Origin of the sequence: Kitasatospora sp. NPDC050463, from assembly GCF_040655255.1 — a bacterium.
In the GTDB taxonomy this organism is placed as follows: Bacteria; Actinomycetota; Actinomycetes; order Streptomycetales; family Streptomycetaceae; genus Kitasatospora.
This window is the reverse complement of the sequence record NZ_JBFAJO010000010.1, coordinates 20,553-37,837: the sequence shown is the minus strand read 5'-3', so window position 1 is coordinate 37,837 and position 17,285 is coordinate 20,553. Positions and strand designations below refer to the sequence as shown.

The 17,285-nt window shown below is 73.2% G+C and carries 14 protein-coding genes and 2 pseudogenes; 7 read left to right on the top strand and 9 right to left on the bottom strand.

What is annotated here, in order from left to right; translation table 11 throughout:
• Window positions 1–54: 54 nt before the first annotated feature.
• The 5 genes from AB0J08_RS08770 to AB0J08_RS08750 are packed head-to-tail and all read right to left on the bottom strand — an operon-like array spanning window position 55 to window position 6,804.
• Window positions 55–804 (bottom strand): SDR family NAD(P)-dependent oxidoreductase, encoded by a 750-nt coding sequence (locus tag AB0J08_RS08770; RefSeq protein ID WP_360629128.1) that lies wholly within the window; start codon window positions 802–804, stop codon window positions 55–57.
• The gene (locus tag AB0J08_RS08765) at window positions 801–1,913 is read right to left on the bottom strand and encodes an ATP-NAD kinase family protein (RefSeq protein WP_360629126.1); all 1,113 of its coding nucleotides are present in this window, start codon (window positions 1,911–1,913) and stop codon (window positions 801–803) included. Before AB0J08_RS08765 ends, AB0J08_RS08770 begins: the two co-directional genes overlap by 4 nt.
• Window positions 1,910–3,466 carry an aminomethyl-transferring glycine dehydrogenase subunit GcvPB gene (gene gcvPB, locus AB0J08_RS08760; protein WP_360629123.1) on the bottom strand — a complete coding sequence of 519 codons (1,557 nt, stop codon included), beginning with the start codon at window positions 3,464–3,466 and terminating at the stop codon, window positions 1,910–1,912. Before gcvPB ends, AB0J08_RS08765 begins: the two co-directional genes overlap by 4 nt.
• Window positions 3,463–4,800 carry an aminomethyl-transferring glycine dehydrogenase subunit GcvPA gene (gene gcvPA, locus AB0J08_RS08755; RefSeq protein ID WP_360629120.1) on the bottom strand — a complete coding sequence of 446 codons (1,338 nt, stop codon included), beginning with the start codon at window positions 4,798–4,800 and terminating at the stop codon, window positions 3,463–3,465. The genes gcvPB and gcvPA overlap by 4 nt, the downstream gene beginning before the upstream one ends.
• Before the next feature lie 9 nt (window positions 4,801–4,809).
• Complete coding sequence (locus AB0J08_RS08750) at window positions 4,810–6,804, bottom strand: beta-galactosidase (protein WP_360629117.1); 1,995 nt, start codon at window positions 6,802–6,804, stop codon at window positions 4,810–4,812.
• A gap of 107 nt (window positions 6,805–6,911) precedes the next feature.
• Between AB0J08_RS08750 and AB0J08_RS08745 the strand changes: the two genes are divergently transcribed.
• From AB0J08_RS08745 to AB0J08_RS08730, 4 genes and pseudogenes are all read left to right on the top strand, one after another.
• Window positions 6,912–7,556 carry a GntR family transcriptional regulator gene (locus AB0J08_RS08745; RefSeq protein ID WP_360629114.1) on the top strand — a complete coding sequence of 215 codons (645 nt, stop codon included), beginning with the start codon at window positions 6,912–6,914 and terminating at the stop codon, window positions 7,554–7,556.
• Window positions 7,557–7,664: 108 nt separating this feature from the next.
• Window positions 7,665–8,117 (top strand): annotated as a pseudogene (locus AB0J08_RS08740) (SRPBCC family protein); the annotation flags it as partial.
• A gap of 287 nt (window positions 8,118–8,404) precedes the next feature.
• Complete coding sequence (locus AB0J08_RS08735) at window positions 8,405–9,361, top strand: TIGR03557 family F420-dependent LLM class oxidoreductase (protein WP_360629111.1); 957 nt, start codon at window positions 8,405–8,407, stop codon at window positions 9,359–9,361.
• A gap of 143 nt (window positions 9,362–9,504) precedes the next feature.
• Window positions 9,505–9,873 (top strand): low affinity iron permease family protein, encoded by a 369-nt coding sequence (locus AB0J08_RS08730; protein WP_360629108.1) that lies wholly within the window; start codon window positions 9,505–9,507, stop codon window positions 9,871–9,873.
• A gap of 189 nt (window positions 9,874–10,062) precedes the next feature.
• On the opposite strand, the gene AB0J08_RS08725 is transcribed toward AB0J08_RS08730, so the two are convergent.
• A complete protein-coding gene (locus AB0J08_RS08725; protein ID WP_360629105.1) occupies window positions 10,063–11,196 on the bottom strand; it encodes an AI-2E family transporter in 1,134 nt (377 codons plus the stop codon).
• 974 nt (window positions 11,197–12,170) lie between these two features.
• Window positions 12,171–12,455: pseudogene (locus tag AB0J08_RS08720) on the bottom strand (helix-turn-helix domain-containing protein); the annotation flags it as partial.
• A gap of 353 nt (window positions 12,456–12,808) precedes the next feature.
• Between AB0J08_RS08720 and AB0J08_RS08715 the strand changes: the two are divergent.
• The 3 genes from AB0J08_RS08715 to AB0J08_RS08705 all read left to right on the top strand — a co-directional run bounded on the left by AB0J08_RS08715 (window position 12,809) and on the right by AB0J08_RS08705 (window position 15,269).
• Entirely contained in the window at window positions 12,809–13,243 is a 435-nt protein-coding gene (locus tag AB0J08_RS08715) for an STAS domain-containing protein (protein WP_360629102.1), read from the top strand.
• A gap of 339 nt (window positions 13,244–13,582) precedes the next feature.
• Window positions 13,583–14,047, top strand: a complete 465-nt coding sequence (locus tag AB0J08_RS08710) for an ATP-binding protein (RefSeq protein ID WP_360629099.1) — start codon at window positions 13,583–13,585, stop codon at window positions 14,045–14,047.
• A gap of 316 nt (window positions 14,048–14,363) precedes the next feature.
• Complete coding sequence (locus AB0J08_RS08705; protein ID WP_360629096.1) at window positions 14,364–15,269, top strand: SigB/SigF/SigG family RNA polymerase sigma factor; 906 nt, start codon at window positions 14,364–14,366, stop codon at window positions 15,267–15,269.
• On the opposite strand, the gene AB0J08_RS08700 is transcribed toward AB0J08_RS08705, so the two are convergent.
• Window positions 15,266–15,610, bottom strand: coding sequence for a hypothetical protein (locus AB0J08_RS08700; protein ID WP_360629093.1), 345 nt, complete (start codon window positions 15,608–15,610; stop codon window positions 15,266–15,268). The two genes, AB0J08_RS08705 and AB0J08_RS08700, sit on opposite strands and share 4 nt — an antisense overlap.
• 58 nt (window positions 15,611–15,668) lie before the next feature.
• Window positions 15,669–17,171: a SulP family inorganic anion transporter gene (locus AB0J08_RS08695; RefSeq protein ID WP_360629090.1), complete on the bottom strand. Its 1,503-nt coding sequence runs from the start codon at window positions 17,169–17,171 to the stop codon at window positions 15,669–15,671.
• Window positions 17,172–17,285: the final 114 nt, after the last annotated feature.

The following is a 17,285-nucleotide window of genomic DNA, read 5'->3' as shown; positions in this document are numbered from 1 at the left end:
GACATCGGGTGCCTCCGGGAGAGTTCATGGGGGTGGGGGTGAGGTGGGGCGAGCTCAGGCGAGGCCGCCGCCGTCGACGACGAGGGCCGAGCCGGTGACGTAGCTGCTCGCGTCGCCGGCCAGGAACAGCACCGCGGCGGCGATCTCCTCGGGCGAGCCCGCGCGGCCCATCGGCCGGTCGGCGGCGTCCTTCTCGAAGGCCGCCCAGTCCGCCTGGAGTTGGCGTGCCTCGTCGCGGAGCATCGGCGTCATGGTGTCGCCGGGGTTGACCGAGTTGACGCGGATGCCGGCGGCGGCGTGGTCGATGGCCAGTGCGCGGGTCATGTTGACGACCGCGGCCTTGGAGGCGCAGTAGGACAGCGCGTTGCCGCCGCCCTTCAGCCCCCAGCCGGAGCCGGTGTTGACGATGGAGCCGCCCTCCGTCATCGCGGGGATGGCGAAGCGGCACATCAGGTAGACCGACCTGACGTTGACGGCCATCACGTGGTCCCAGTCGTCGGCGGAGATCTCCAGAGCGGTCTGGCGGCGGATGATCCCGGCGTTGTTGAACAGGACGTGCAGCCCGCCGAAGGTCTGCACGGCGGTGTTCACGATCCGCTCGCAGTCGGTCTCGGCGGAGACGTCGGCCCGCAGGGCCGTGGCCCGGCCGCCGCCGGCCTCGATCTCGCGGACGAGGTCGGTGGCGTCCGCCAGGTCGGCGACGACCACGGCCGCGCCCTCGGCGGCGAACCGCCGCGCGGTGGCCCGGCCGATGCCCGAGGCACCGCCGGTGACGATGGCGACCTTGTTCTGCAGGACGTTCATGGAAGATCCTCACTGGCTGACTGGATGCGGTACATCACGCAGGCGCGGTGCCCGGTGACGACCCGGACGTGTCCGTCGAACGCGGCGTCGGCCTCGGTGTCCCCGCTGTCCACCAGCAGGGGCCGGCCGCCGAGCGCGGCGAGTTTCTGGGGGGTGGCGAGCACGACGATCCCGGCGAGCCGGTCCAGCACGCGCGGGCTGAACTGCTGGTTGCCCCGGCCGATCACGAAGCCCTGCCCGCCGATGACGGACAGCACGCCGTACGTGACCTGTGACATGGCAAGGGTGAGCAGCGTGTGCTCGGTGACGTCGGAGGCGAGCAGGGCGCCGTCCCGGACGACGTCCACCCCCAGCGGCGTCAGCTCCAGGCCGAGCGCACGCCCCACCGCGAGCGTGGTCGCCCCGGGCCCGAGCGCGTAGGCCGCGCCGGGCCGCATGGACGCCACCACCGCCCGCGCGATCGACTCCGCCGATCCCGGCGGCTCCACCGACGAACCGGTCTTGCGCCCGCTGAGCCGGGCCCGCGCCGCGGGCACCCGGAGGGTCCCGTACAGCCGGACACCGACCCGGCCGCCCGCGCGGTGGGCCTCCTCGTCCAGGTCGACGACCTCCGCGTCGAGCGTCGCCCCGTCGAACCCGGCGGCGGTCGTCGCGGAGGCGAAGGGGCTGACCGCGAAGCACCCGGAGTAGACCTTCACCCCGGCCGGGATCCCGAGCACCGCGCCGGACGGACGGGCGTCCAGGACGTCGCGGGCCGTGCCGTCACCGCCGGCGAACAGCAGCAGGTCCACCCCGGCGAGCGCCCGCACGGCCGCCCGGGTGTCCGCCGCGTCGGAGCCGCCCGCCCGGGGCCGGGGGCGGTAGACGACCTCGTGGGGAACGCCGGCCGCGACGGCGCTGTCCGCGCCCATCGGCCCGGCGGCGGTGCGCAGCCGGACGTCGGGGCGCCGGCTGCGCAGTGCCGTGAGAGCGGCGGCCGCGCGGGCGGCGGCCCGTGGCTCCGAGCCCAGGGCGAGCGCCCTGGCCTGGACGTCCGGGCCGTCGCTGCCCTTGAGGGCGACGGGACCGCCGAGGCCCGCCACGGGGTTCACGATCAGGCCGACGATCACCGACGGTGCTTCCGGCAGTAGGCGCGCCAGGTGGGGGACCACTGGGCCGGGTCATCCAGGGAGGTCGGGTCGATCCGGTGGACGCTCTGCCGGTACGGGGCGTTCTTGACGAACGCCGGGTCCTCCCGGGCCTCGGCGGCGACCTGGGCGAGGATCGCGGCGTACTCGTCCAGATCCTCGCGGGAGTAGGACTCGGTCGGCTCCAGGGTGAAGGGCTCCGGGACCACGTAGGGGTGGTGGCTGGTCCAGTAGTGCACTCCGAAGTCGGCCGCGCGAACGCCGATCTCCTCCGAGTGCACGCCGGTCTCCTCGGTGAGCTCCTGCCAGGAGTAGCGGACCTGCTCCACGCGTCGCCGGTCCGGCCAGGGCACGGAGGCGCCCGGGATCCGCAGGACCTTGTGCATCAGGTAGTTGTTGTTGAGGACGGCCGTCTCCGCGACCTCCCGCAGGCCCTCCGCGCCGAGCGCCATCACCCAGGCGTAGGCACGCACGACGTTGGGCGTGACCCCGAGGAACGGCCGGATCTTGCCGACCGAACGGGCCGGTGGGGCAAGGGTGTACGACTCGCCGTCGCGGTCGACGACCGGGCCGGGCAGGAAGGGGGCGAGTGCCTCGGTGACGCCGCACGCGCCCGCCGCCGGCCCGCCGCAGGCGTGCGGCGTCGAGAAGGTCTTGTGCAGGTTGAAGTGGCACAGGTCGAAGCCGGCGTCCCGGGCCCGGGTGATGCCGAGGACGCCGTTGGCGTTGGCCTGGTCGTAGCAGGCCAACCCGCCGGCCTGGTGGACCAGGTCGACGAACTCGCGGATCCTCGGGTTGAAGATCCCGGTGTCCTCCGGGTTGGTGATCATCAGTGCGGCGGTGCGCGGTCCGACGGCCGCGCGCAGCGCCTCGACGTCGGGGCAGCCCTCGGCGTCCGGCATCAGCGTGACGACCTCGTACCCGGCGACCTTCGCGCAGGCCGCGTTGGAGGGGTGCGAGAACATCGTGGTGATGACCTGGTCGCGCTGTTCGCCCTCGCCCCGGGAGGCGTGGTAGGCGCGGATCATGGCGATGTTGGCGTAGATCGCCGCCGAGCCCGCGCCGGGCTGCAGCGAGACCCGGGCCATCCCGGAGATCTCCCGGAGGATCTGCTCCAGGCGCCAGTAGATCTCCAGCACGCCCTGCACGGAGTCCTCCGGCTGCAGCGGGTGCAGCTCGGCGATCCTCGGGTCGCGCACGAAGGTGTCGTTGACCTTCGGGCTGTACTTCATCGTGCAGGTGCCCTGACCGACATCGATGTTCAGATCGGCGCCCAGGGTCTCCTGCGAGAGCCGTAGGTAGTGCCGGACCACCTGGTTCTGCGACAGCTCGGGCAGCGCGGGCGGGGTGGCGCGGCCGACGCCCTCGGGCAGCTCGACCAGCGGTGCGTCCGGGGCCGGGACGCCGACGCCGCGCCGGCCGGGCCGGGAGAGTTCGAAGATGATCTCCTCGTCCCAGCGTGCCTGGTGGTAGCGGCGCAGGGCCGGCTTGGCGGCGACCGGCAGCTGGGCGAACGATTCTTCCCGGGAACTCACTTGGTGCCTCCGGTGGCCGAGAGGGCGTCCTTGACGGCCGCCGCGAGGGTGTCGATGTCGGCGATGGAGTGCCGTTCGGTGACGCAGACCAGGACCACCCGGGGCCCGAGGCGCACGCCGCCGAAGATGTTCCTGAGCCGCAGCGCCGCGAGCAGGGCGTCGGCGTCCGGCACCTCGACGGCGAACTCACGGAAGTGGAGGGCGTCCTGCTCGCGGACCAGGGCGCCCGCCGAGGCGAGGGCCCGCATGGCGTACCTGGTGCGGGCGAGGATCGTCTCGCCGATCTCGCGCATGCCCTGCGGGCCCATCAGCGCGAGGTAGACGCCGGCGGTGATGCCCCACAGGGCGGCCGCGGTGCCGACCCACTCCTTGCCCTCCTCGCGCAGCGCGAAGGACGTCCGGTCGTAGAAGACGTCGCCGAAGCCGTACTCGCCCGCGACGGCGGTCGGGGCGATGCCGAACAGCCGGGACGGGAACTCGGCGACCAGCCGCTCCTCGTCGTGGCTCGCGATGAACCCGGCCTGGCCGCCGCCGTACTGCTGGTGCATGCCGAGCGACTGGATGTCCCCGCAGACGAGGTCGGCGCCGTAGGACGCGGGCGGCGCGAGCACGCCGAGCGAGATCGGGTCCGTCGACACCACCAGCAGGGCGCCGACGCCGTGGGCCAGGTCGGCCAGTTCGCGTCCGCGCGTCTCGATGACGCCGTGCACGTCGGGCGTCTCCAGGTAGAGGGCGGCGAAGGTGTCGTCCAGCGGGAGCTCCGGTGCCCCGGCCGGGGCGAGCACGACCTCGACGTCCGGGGTGAGGTAGTCGCGGATCTTGCCGAGCTTGTCGGCGGCGATCGCGCTGCCGAGCAGCACCCGGCTGCGGCCGGTACGGCGCGCGGCCATCCGCAGGGCCGTCCCCGCGGCCTGGAAGCCGTCGTAGGTGGGCACGTTGACGACGTCCATCTCCAGGAGCTCGGCCATCATCGAGACGTATTCGAAGAGCGCCTGGAAGCGGCCGTGGTCCTCGTACGGCTCGCCCGCGTAGGCGGTCAGGAACTCGCCGCGGCCGTTGACCTCGTCGCACACCGCCGGGACGTGGTGCGGGTAGCAGCCGTGGCCGAGGAAGCTCAGCGCCTCGGTGGTGTCGGTGTTGCGGGCCAGCAGGCCGCGCAGGTGCCGGACGAGGCCCTGTTCGTCGGTGAAGGGGGCGGGCAGGTCGAGCGGACGGGCCGGCCGGAGGTCGGCGGGGATGTCCGCGTAGAACTCGGCGACGTCCGACGCACCGATCTCGGCGAGCATCGCCGCCCGGGTGTCGGGCCCCGCGTTGGGGATGTAGGGATGGGTCACGGGTACTCCTCAGTACTTCAGGACCACGGCGTCGCGCGGCGCGATGACCACCGATCCGTGCAGGGGGCGACCGGTCAGCAGGTCGGTCCCGGAGGCGGGCAGGGGAACGGTGGCCGCTGCGGCCCCGTGGTTGAGCAGGAAGAGGTGGTCGCCGCGCCGGCAGGCCTCGACGCCGGGCGGCAGCTCCGCGCCGGTGACGCCGGTGACGCCGGCCGTGTCGAGCACCTCGTCGAGCACCGGCGTCAGGTCGTCGAGCAGGCAGCCGAGATAGGTGACGGTTCCGCGTCGGGTGACGGCCGGCCGGCCGTCCAGCGGGCCGCCGCGGTAGCGCGCCAGGGCGTGCGCGTCGTCGAGCTCCAGCCACTCGCTCCAGGTCCGGGCGGTCAGCCGGACGGTGTTCAGGGCCGGCGCGCCCCGGGCCGGGTCGGCTTCCGCCGACACCTCCTGGGTCCGGCCGTCGGGGATCGGCCAGAACTCCTCGACGCGCAGCCCGAGCAGTTCCCGCAGCGGCCCGGGCGCCCCACCGTCGTGGACCTGGTCGGCGGCGTCCACCACCCCACTGAACGGGCCGACGACCAGCCGGCCCGGGAAGGCGGCCAGATTGGCGGCCTGCTCCGCGGTGCACAGGTAGAGGTTCGGGGCGATGACCACCTGGTAGCCGGAGAGGTCGCGGTCGGGCGGCGCCAGATCGACGGCGATGCCGCGGCCGTGCAGCGGGGCGTACCAGGAGAGCAGGAGGCTGTGCAGCCGGAGCCGGTCGGACGGCAGCGACTCCGGCGCCTCGAGCCCCCACCAGCTCTCCCAGTCCAGCAGCAGGGCGACCTCGGCCCGCGTCGTGCTCCCCGCGACCTCGGCCAGCCGTCGCACGTCCGCGCCGAGGGCGAGCGTCTCGCGCCACTGCCGGGTGTCCGTTCCGCCGTGCGGCAGCATCGCCGAGTGGAACTTCTCCGGTCCGTACCTGGCCTGGCGCCACTGGAAGAACATGACGCCGTCCGAGCCGTGGGCCAGGGCCTGGAGGCTGTGCAGGCGCATGACGCCCGGCTCCTTCGGGACGTTCACCGCGCGCCAGCTCACGGCGCTCGGCGCCGACTCCAGGAGCAGCCACGGCCGGCGCTTCAGGGAGCGCATCAGGTCGTAGCTGAGCGCGGCCTTCACCGGGGCCTGCGGGTCGGCGGGGTCGGGGTACGCGTCGTCGCTGACGAAGTCCTCGGCGGCGGCCCACTTCCAGTAGTCGAGGTGGTGCAGGACGCTCATGAAGTTGGTGGTCACCGGGATGTCCGGGGTGACCTCCTTGAGCACCTCGCGCTCGGCCTCGAAGCAGGCGAGCAGCGCGTCGCTGGAGAACCGGCGCCAGTCCAGGACCTGGGCGGGGTTGACCGGGCCGGGGGCCTTGCGGGGCGGGGCGAGCTGCGTCCAGTCGGTGTAGTGCTGGCCCCAGCAGGACGTCCCCCAGGCGGAGTTGAGCCCGTCGAGGGTGCCGTACCGGGCCTCCAGCCAGCGGCGGAAGTCCCGGGCCGACTCCTCGCAGAAGCACTCGACCGTGTGGTCGCCGTACTCGTTGCCGATGTGCCACATGACCAGCGCGGGGTGGTCCCGGTAGCGCTCGGCCATCGCGCGGGCCAGCCGGACGGTGCCCTGGCGGAACGCGGGGGAGGAGGGGCAGTACCCCTGGCGTGACCCGAACTCCAGCCGGGTGCCGGCGGCGTCGACGGGCTGTACGTCGGGGTGCTGCCGGACGAGCCAGGGCGGTGGCGTCGCCGTCGCCGTCGCCAGGTCGACGGCGATCCCGTGCGCGTGGAGCAGGTCGAGGATCCGGTCGAGCCAGCCGAAGTCGAAGACGCCGGGCGCGGTCTCCAGCCGGGACCAGGAGAAGACCGCGACGGTCACCACGTTCACGCCCGCCTCGGCCATCAGCCGGACGTCCTGGTCCCACACCTGCTCGGACCACTGTTCGGGGTTGTAGTCGCCCCCGAACAGCAGCCCCGGTACCCGCGTCAGGCCCATCGCCGCCCCCTCTCCAGCCGCTTTGGCATTTTGTATTCAGAATGCATAGTGCAGTACTCTGTCCGTGGTCAAGGGTTGTGTCGGAGAATCAGAGCTGGGGGAGTGCGATGGCGATCGAGCGCCGTCCGTTGCGCGAGCAGATCCGCGACGAGCTGATGGAGCGGCTCACCCGCGGTGAGTTCGCCGCGGGCACCGACGTCAACGAGGCGGTTCTGGCGGCCGAGCTGGGCGTCAGCCGCACCCCGCTGCGCGAGGCACTGATCACGTTGGCGGGCGAGGGCGTCCTGGAGAGCAGCCAGGGCCGCGGTTTCCGCTTCGCGCCCGTCAGCCGCAAGGAGTTCCGCGAGCTGGTCGCGATCGTCGCGGCGCTGGAGTCCCTGGCGCTGGAGTCCTCCGATCCGGTGCACCTGCGGAAGATCGCCCCGGAGCTGCTGCGGATGGCCCAGGGGTTCCCCGACGCGGTGGCCGAGCACGCGACGGTCGACCGGCGCGACGACGAGTGGCACGGCCTGCTGCTCAGCGGCTGCCCGAACGAGCGCCTTCTCGACCTGCTCGCCGGCGTCAAGGCCGGGATGCGGCGCTACGAGAACCTGGTCGTCGCCGAGGACGAGCCGGTGGCCCGCGAGTCCGAGGAACACTGCGAGATCGCCCGCCGGCTCCTGGACGAGGACCTCACCGGTGCCATCGAGGCGCTCAGGGCCAACTGGGTGGGCGGCATGGAGCGCATGCTCGCCCACATCCCGGCGGACTGACCGCTGATCGCCGGTCCGGGTCGCGGACGTGATTGGTTTCCCGGCCGTGGGGCAGGCGCGCAGGCGTACGGAATGTCCGAACCTGCCACGAATCGGAAGGAGACCGTTGTGAGCAAGGTGAAGGAATCCATCGAGGTGGACGTCCCGCTGCACAGCGCCTACAACCAGTGGACGCAGTTCGAGGACTTCCCGCAGTTCATGGACGGTGTGGAGGAGGTCCGCCAGACCGACGACCGGCACTGCCACTGGACGACGAAGGTCGGCGGTGCCCGCCGCGAGTTCGACACCGAGATCGTCGACCAGTTGCCCGACGAGCGGATCTCCTGGCGCACGGTGGGCGGAGACGTGGAGCAGATGGGTGTGGTCACGTTCCAGCGCCTCGACGAGTCCCGCACCCGGGTGAACCTGGCCATGGACTTCGAGCCGCACGGCATGGCGGAGAAGGCCGGAGCCCTGCTCGGCGTCCTCGACCGGCAGGTCAAGGGCGACCTGAGGCGGTTCAAGGGCTTCATCGAGGAACGGGGCCGCGAGAGCGGCGCCTGGCGCGGCCGGTTGGCACCGGAAGGCGGTCGGGCCACCCCGAGCACAGGCGGAACCGGCGGCCTCGGGGACGCGCCGACGCGCGAGCGGCCCCAGGCGCGGATGACCGGCGAGGGCGCGCCTCCCCTTCCCGAGGACCCGGACGACATGCGGCACGGCTGACACCTCGCCTGCCCCGGCGCCGAAGCCCGGCCGCCCGGCCGCCCGGCTGCCGAGCCCGGCTGTCCCGGTGCCGAGCCCGGCGCCGGGGCGGCAGCCCGCCATGTCGCCACGGACCACGCGGAAGGACTCGGAAGGACAGGTGAACCATGACCGAGTACGGCTACTTCCTCTCCTGCGAGGAGTTCACGCCCGACCAGTTGCTCGACCAGGCCCGGCGTGCCGCGGACGCCGGATTCACCCGCCTGGCGATCTCGGACCACTTCCACCCCTGGAACGACGCGCAGGGCAACAGCCCGTTCGTCTGGTCGATGATCGGCGCGCTCTCCCGGACCGTCGACCTACCCGTCACCACCCTCGTCACCTGCCCGACGGTCCGCCTGCACCCGGCGGTCACGGCCCAGGCCGCCGCCACCTCCGGCGTCCTGCTGGACGGACGCTTCACGCTGGGCGTCGGCACCGGCGAGGCGCTCAACGAGCATGTGCACGGCGACCGCTGGCCGTCGTTCGACGAACGCGCCGAGATGCTGGCCGAAGCCGTGGAGGTGATGCGGGAGCTGTTCACCGGCCGCCAGGTCTCCCACCGCGGCAGGTACTACACCGTCGACAACGCCCGCCTCTACACCGTCCCCGACCGGCCGCCGCCGATCTACGTGTCCGGGTTCGGTCCGGGCGCGGCGGCCCTGGCCGGCCGGATCGGCGACGGCTTCGTCACCATGACCCCCGACCGCGACCTGGTCGGCGAGTTCCACTCGGCCGGCGGCGCCGGCAAGCCGGTGATCGGCGGGGTGAAGGTCTGCTGGAGCGACGACCGGGACAAGGCCGTCGACCTGGTCCACCGGCTCTGGTCCACCGAGCTGCTGCCGGGCGAGCTCGCCCAGCTCCTCCCCACCCCGACGCACTTCGAGCAGGCCTGCGAACTGGTCACGCCGGAGATGGTCGGCACGACGGTGACCTGCGGCAATGACACCGAGGAGCACATCGCGACGCTGCGCTCCTACGTCGAGGCCGGCTTCGACGAGGTGTACGTCGGCCAGATCGGCCCCGACAACGAGGCCTTCTTCGACCACTACCGCAGCGCGGTGCTGCCGGCGGCGATCGGTTGAGCCCCCGGGCGGGCCCGTCCGCGACCGCCGTCCGCGCTCCCGGGCGCCGGCGGCGGCCGTGGACGGGCCCGCCCGCACGACGTGATCGGGCAACCGGTCGCGGCCCGGGCGCGCCGGCGGGCGGCAGGTGCTAAGGAGAGGACATGACCCTCTCGCACCCCGCCGACCGGGGCGAAGGCGAGCGCGGCCGCTTCGAGCGGCTTGCCGAAACCGCCTCCAACCTCACCAGTTCCCCGGCGTTCTCGCTGTTCTGCGTCCTCCTGGTGGCCGCCTTCGTCGCCGTCCACGCGGTCGGCCTGTCGACGGAATGGCAGATCCTCGTGGGGGACACCATGACCGCGATCACCCTGCTCCTGCTGGCGCTGCTCAAGAACGCCGAGCGGCGAGCGGAGCACGCCATCCAGCGCAAGCTGGACGCGATCGCCGCCGCCCTCCTCGAAGCCCACGAAGGCCACGAGGGCGACGCCCACCAGGAGTTGCGCAGGGCGATCCGGATGGAGGAGCGCCTCTGACGAGGCCCGGCCCGGGCGGTGGTCCCTCCCGGGCCTCGGCGTCGCGGCCGCCCCGCGCCGGCTCGAAGGCGTACCGCCGGCTGCCGGCCACCGTCGGCCCGGGCCGACGGGCGACCCACGGGCGTGGTTGCGCCCGGCCCGCCGACCCGGTCCGCCGAGGGGCCCGCGCGGGAACGGGGTGGACGGCGCTCAGCCCGGGCGCCGGCCGCCGCCGTCGCGTCGGCGCGGTCGGACCCCCGGCGCCGTGGGGTCGGGGGGCCGGTCGGCCCGGTCCCGCAGCTCGCTGATCACCGCCCACGCCACCGACACCACCGGCACCGCCAGTACGGCGCCCAGGATGCCGCCGAGGACGGCGCCGCCGGTCACCGACAGGGCGACCGCGACCGGATGGATCCGCACCGACCACCCCAGGACCAGCGGGTGCAGCAGATGGCCCTCGATCTGGCCGATCACCACGATCAGCGCCAGCACCAGCAGGGCGACGACCGGTCCGCGCGCCGCCAGGGCGACCAGCGAGGCGATGGCCAGCGCGATCGGGGAGCCGATCAGCGGGACGAGCGCGGCGACGAACTCCAGCAGCACCAGCGGCAGGACCAACGGCACCCGCAGGACCGCCAGGGCGATGCCGACCAGCGCGGCGTTGGTCGCCGCCACGATGAGGACGCCTCGGGTGTAGCCCGCGAAGGTCTGCCACGCGGCGCGGCCCGCCCGGCCCCAGAGCGGCCGGGCCCGGGCTGGCAGCTGTCGCTGCGCCCATTGCCACATCCGGTCGCCGGAGTGCAGGAAGAACACCGAGCAGAACACCGCGAGCGCCATCGCGGTGACCACCTCGACGACCCGGCCCGCACTGCTGATCGCGGTACTGACCAGCACCGACCGGTGATCGGCGATGTACGCGCCGAGCTTGGCGCGCAGATCGGTGACCGTCCCGGCGCGGAGGTGGAAGGGCGCGCCGGTGAGCCAGTGGTCGATGCGCGCCAGGCCGCCGTGCAACTCGCCGCCGAGGCGGCCCCACTCCCCGGCGACGGTGGTGGCGATCAGCCACAGCACGCCGGCGACCAGGGCCGTCGCGGTGAGCAGGGCGAGCAGGACGGCGAGCGGGCGCGGCATCGCCCGGGCCAGCAGGTCGACCGCCGGCCGCAGTACGGAGGTGAGGACCAGGGCCAGGAACAGCGCGACGACCGGCAGTTCGAGTCGGGCAAGAACCACGACGGTCAGATAGGCGGCCACGCCGAGCAGAAGCAGCCGCCAGGTGTACCCGGCGATCGTCCGCAGGCCCGCGGGGATGTGGTCCGCGGCCGGCGCCGGGCGGGGCCGCGACACCGGGACACGTGGTCGGGGCCGGCCGGGCGGCCGGAGCCGTCGGAGCCGCCGGGCCGGTCCGTCGCTGTTCATTCGCACAGGCCGCCTTTCCGGGATCCGGGGCTCTCGCGCCGGCCCCGACCGCAGGCCGGTCAGCCGGGGCGGTCCGGGAACGCGCGCCGCCCTCGCGTCGGCGCCCCGCCGCCACGCCTGCGGCCACTCACGGGACGCGGGCGCAGACCGGCCGGCGCGCGTTGCCGCTCAGGTCACGGGCTCGGGGGCGGGCGGCCCCGGCAGGGGGCCCGGCCGAGGCCCCCGGTCGGGCCCGGGGGCGGGGGGCGGCGGGGGATCGGGTTCGGGCTGCGGCGGGGCCGGCGGCACGGGGTCGGGGCCGCCCGGTCCGGGTACGGGCCCCGGCAACGGGCCGGGCCCCGGCCCCGGGCCAGGGGAGGGCACGGGACTGGGTGGGACCGGATCATTGGGAGGTGTACCCATGGCAGGCTCCTGGTTCGGGGATCAGCCTTCCGGGAGGTGCCTGACACCCGCCGCCCTGGGTGGCGGTCAGTCGTTCGCCCTGTTCGGGAGGCGGAACGAGAACCGGCGCACCCTCGGGAGAGCATCGACCTCCTCGGTCGCTACGCCTGCCCAGGTCGCCCACGGATATGCGCCACCGCCCACCGGAATGCGGACCGGTTCGCCGCGCCCGGTGCTACGGCCGAACCATCGGGCGCCGGCCGGGACGCACCACGGTGCCTCCGGCGGGTGCCGCCGGTGCCGCCGGTGCTGCGTTATCAGCGTTCGGCGTGGTGACCGGACCGTTGCGGAAGGGTCCGGCCCGGCTCCGGGCGGTGCTCCTGTCCGTCGCCCTCCCGGCCTCCGTCACCGTTCCCGCGCAGGGTCCGGCCCGGCTCCGGTCGGTGCTCGTGCCCGTTGCCCTCCCGGGCTCCGTCACCGTTCCCGCCGGGGCTCTCGGCGCCGTGGGTGTCGGGCGGGGACAGCAGATCGAGGAGCGCGGCGACGCTGAGCCCGGACTCCGCCGGGTGCCTGAGCCAGGTGTCGGAGGTGATGCGGTAACGGTTGCGGCGCCCGATACGGGAACGGGTGAGATAACCGGCCTGTTCGAGGTCGGTCACGATGGCTTGGACGGCACGCTCGGTGAGCTGGACCTCTACCGCGACGTCCCGCAGACGCACGCGGGGGTCACGGGCGATCGCGGCGAGCACCCGGGCGTGGTTGGTGACGAACGTCCAGCCCGTTCGCGCGGATTCTTCGAGGGCCATGTCTCCATCGTAGGAGTGCTGATTCCCTTCTCGCCACAGGCGAATCCGTATTCAGGCATCTGGTGACGTGAAACGCGATCCGAGCGACTGTGGAGGGGTGTCCTCGCTCGGTGCACCACCGCCGGGGGTGCGCCATGGACGCCGTCCGCCGTGGCGCCGAGGCCGGGTCGCTCCTCGAAGCCGTGCCGGCGCCCCGGTCCGGCCGGGTGGCTCCGTCGTAGGATCCAGCCTTCAAGCTTCCCCATATACGCATTTCTGTTCACGTATCGCTTGACGCGAGAAGCATTGCGTACCACGCTGAAGAGGTCCACCTTCACCGCTCGGAGGAGGAGGCCATGCCTGACGATCCGCGTATGAGGAGTTCCGACGCCGTGCCCGCCGTGCCGCCTGGGACGGTGGACGGAAGCGGCCCGCTCGGCGGGCGGCGTCTCGCCGACGACCTGTGGGTGGACTCCGAAACCGCGCAGGACCGTGTCCGGGTGCGGGTGTCCGGCCAGATCGATCTGGATGTCGCCGGCCCTCTCTACGACACGTTCGAACGGGCCCTGCACGCCAGCAGCACCGGCGTCGACGTCGACCTGTCCGCCGTCACCTTCTGCAACAGCACCGGCCTCAACTCCCTGCTGTGCCTTCGACTGGCCGCCCTGCGCACCGGCCGCGACGTGGTCATCACCGAGGCCAGCGCCCAGGTGGGGCGGCTCCTCGCCATCACCGACACCCGGGAGCTGTTCGTCCCCGGCCCCGATGGCCGCTCAGGGCAACGGGGACCCGGCCACACGCCGTCGTGACCGTCATGGCCGTCATGACCCTCGTGATCACCGGGACCTCCGCCGTGGTGGCGCGGAGCGCGGTGGCCCGGCCGCTTCGACGCCCGGCCGGAGTCCTCCTGCCGTGGGGCCGCCCCTGCCGCCGTACGTCGGACCGCGACCGCGCCGGCGGCCACTGCGGGGGATCGCGGAGGTGTAACCGCTCCCGGGCTGGGCACCTGCCCGGCAAGGAGGATGCGAAGGGCAGGCCGAAGGCCGCCGGCCGGGTGCCGGGGCCGTGCCGCGGACTGCTGCCGCGGGGTTCGACTCGGCTCGCCCGCCACCCGATGGCGTCCTCCGGTGCCGAACGAGGGTCGCACGATGACTGTTCGCTATGAGGACGAGCCCCGGCCGGCCCGCGCGCAGCAGGTCAGACGGCTGGCGCTGTACGGCAGCCACGGTGCGGTACGTCGCAGCCGGGAGTTCACCCGCGGGGCGCTGACCGACTGGGCGTGGCTGCCGGCCCCCGACGAGGAGCGGCGGGCCGTCGCCCAGGACGTCCTGGTGATGGTCTCCGAGCTGGTCACCAACGCCTGTCTGCACGCCTCGGGCGGACCGCGGGAACTGCGCCTGGGCTGGGACGGCGTGCTGCTGCGGGTGGAGGTCGTGGACCTGAGTCCGGTGGCGCCCGTCCTTCGCCGGCCGGCTCACCCGGGGCGCCCGGGCGGGTACGGCCTGCGGGTGGTGGACCGGCTCGCCCGGGCCTGGGGTTCGCTGCCGGAGGGCGAGGGCAAGGCGGTCTGGCTGGAGGTGCTCACACCGCCTGCCCGCCGTGCCTGGTCCTGAGGCCCGCCAGGCCCCGTGGCCGTACCGGCCGCGCTGACGCGCCGGGCCCCATCGGCGTCGTTCGTGCCGGGCGTCCGATCCGGTGGACGAAGAACGAACCGGGAGATGGATGAATCAATCGGTCGATATCGGGTACCACGCAGAACGCGGCGACCGGGGCAGGTGCCGGTCGCACCCGCGCACCCCACCGGGGTGCCACGGGGACCGGGCCCGACGAAGCCGGGCAGATCCTCGGACCAGAGCGCGCACGTGCGCGCAGCAGGCGGCGAGCGCCGTCGGACCAGCTCGCTCGGCCCTGACACCCAGGAGAAGCGCCGTGTCCACCATCGTAGGAACCGGTCGGCAATGCGGCCGGACGGCCGCACCGCCGCCCGGCCTGCCCAGCCGCCCCAGCGCCGAGGAGCTGCGGGCGATGGGAAAGGTCGAGGCCCGCGCGATCAGCGATGCGCTGTTCGAGCGGCTGTCGACCCTGGAGCGCGAGAGCCACGCCTACAGCTACGTCCGCGGCACGATCATCGAACTCAACATGCCGCTGGTGCGCTTCATCGCCTCCCGCTTCCGGCACCGCTCGGAGGACATGGACGACATCCTCCAGGTCGGGACCATCGGACTGATCAAGGCCGTCGACGGCTACGATCCCGCGCGCGGGGCCGAGTTCGTCACGTACGCGATCCCCACCATCGCCGGGGAGATCAAGCGGTTCTTCCGTGACACCTCCTGGCCGGTGCGCGTGCCCCGCAGCATGCAGGAGCTCTACCTGACGGTCGTCCGCGGCTCGGACCGGCTGGAGCAGCGGCTGGGCCGCCTGCCCCGCTCCGAGGAACTCGCCGAGGATCTCGGGCTGACGGTCGACCAGGTCGTCGAGGGCCTGGTCGCCGGCCGGATCTACCGGCCCAACTCGTTGGACGCGCTGCGCGAGCAGGACACCGACGAGACCGGCAGCGCCCTCCTGGACAGGCTCGGCGCGGACGACCCGGACCTCGAACTCGTCGAGTTCCGCACCGCTGTGCGCCCGCTGCTGGGCAGGCTGCCCGAGCGTGAACAGATCGTGCTGAAGCTCCGCTTCTGGGAGGGCCGCACCCAGGCGGAGATCGCCGAGCGGATCGGGGTCTCCCAGATGCAGGTGTCCCGGGTCCTCGCCGCCGTCCTGGCCGGACTGCGCAAGCAACTGGAGGACTGCGACGCCCCTGGCCGGAGCCGAGGACCGGCCGACCCCGGCTAGCCGGGCGACTCCGGGGCGGCCGCTGCCGCAGCGGCGCCGGGCTGCTCCCCGGAGAGCCGGTAGCACCGGGTGGAACAGAACCGGTCGCGCCGTCTGACTCCCGGGTGCTGGTACGCGCGACCGCAGTGCACGCAGATCCGGGCGGCGGCCCCGGTGTCGTCGGGGTCGTCCTCACGGTCCAGGCCGAGCACCTGGAGCAGCGCCCGGCAGTCCTCCCGGTCCCGGGAGTGGGCGGCCACCACCAGCCTCGCCCGGGCTCGGACCGGCGCCGGCGCGACCGTGGCCACCGGCTCGATGATCTCTCCGAGCGTCGTCAGATCTCGGTCGGCACGCTGCTGCATGGGACTGCACCCCCTGGGACACCCGGGACGCGACGGAACCCTCCAGGGTACTGCGGTGTCAGTGGCCGGCGAGTTCGCCGCTGAGACTGCGGTGGATCTCGGCGCTGGGCTTGTCGAGACCGATGATCTCGACGGTCTTGCCGCGCTGCGCGTACCTCGCCTCGATCGCGTCGAGGGCGGCCACGGAGGAGGCGTCCCAGATGTGGGCCCGGCTCAGGTCGATGACGACCTCGTCCGGGTCGCTCCCGTAGTCGAACCGGCCGACCAGGTCGTTGCTGGAGGCGAAGAAGAGTTCCCCGGTCACGGAGTAGACCACCCGGCGGCCGTCGGGCTCGGTGACGGCGGCGATGTCCGCGCGGTGGGCGACGCGCCTGGCGAAGATCACCATGGCGGTGATCGAGCCGACGACGACGCCGACGGCGAGGTTGGAGGTGGCGACGACGAGGGCGACGGTGATCACCATGACGGCGATCTCCCCGGCCGGCATCCGCCGCAGGGTCTTCGGGGCGATCGAGTGCCAGTCGAACGTCGCGAAGCACACCATCACCATCACGGCGACCAGCGCGGCCATCGGGATGTCGGACACGACCGGGCCGAAGACGATGCACAGCACCATCAGGAACGCGCCGGCCAGGAAGGTGGAGAGCCGGGTACGGGCCCCGGACACCTTCACGTTGATCATGGTCTGCCCGATCATCGCGCAGCCGCCCATGCCACCGAAGAAGCCGGTGACGATGTTGGCGACACCCTGGCCGATCGACTCGCGAGTCTTGTCGGAGCGGGTGTCGGTGATGTCGTCGACCAGCTTGGCGGTCATCAGCGACTCCATCAGCCCCACCAGCGCCATCGCGAGGGCGTACGGGGCGATGATCGTCAGGGTGTGGAGCGTGAAGGGGACGTCCGGCAGCCCGGGCACGGGCAGTGCGGACGGCAGCTCGCCCTTGTCGCCCACGGTCGGTACCGCGAGGCCGGCCCCGACGGTGACGGCGGTGAGGATGACGATCGAGACCAGCGGCGCCGGGACGACGGTGGTGACCTTCGGGAAGAACACCATCAGGGCCAGCCCGGCCGCGATCAGCGGATACACCGGCCACGGCACGTGCGTCATCTCGGGGACCTGCGCCATGAAGACCAGGATCGCCAGGGCGTTGACGAAGCCGACCATCACCGAGCGCGGCACGAACCGGATCAGCTTCGCCACCCCGAGCGCGCCCAGGGCGATCTGGAAGACACCGGCCAGGATCACCGCCGCCACGAGCTGGCCGAAGCCGTGCTCGCGGTTCAGCGGCCCGATGACCAGCGCGACGGCGCCGGTCGCGGCCGAGATCATCGCCCGGCGGCCGCCGACGACCGAGATGACCACGGCCATCGTGAAGGAGGCGAACAGGCCGATTTTGGGAGGGACCCCGGCGATGATCGAGAACGAGATCGCCTCGGGGATCAGCGCGAGCGCGACCACGAGGCCGGCCAGCACCTCGGTGCGCCAGACCCTCCGGTCGTTCAGCCAGGTGGGACGGGCGCCACGCAGGCGCGCGACAACGGTGGGCGGGGGAGTCTGCACGAGGAGCGTGGACCTGTCGGGTTGGGGCGCGACCGGCAGGTGCGCGCGGGGACGGGGCGCGGAAGGCCGGCGGATTCCTCGCGGCGGCGCCATCGGCGCGGGAGCGTCATCGGC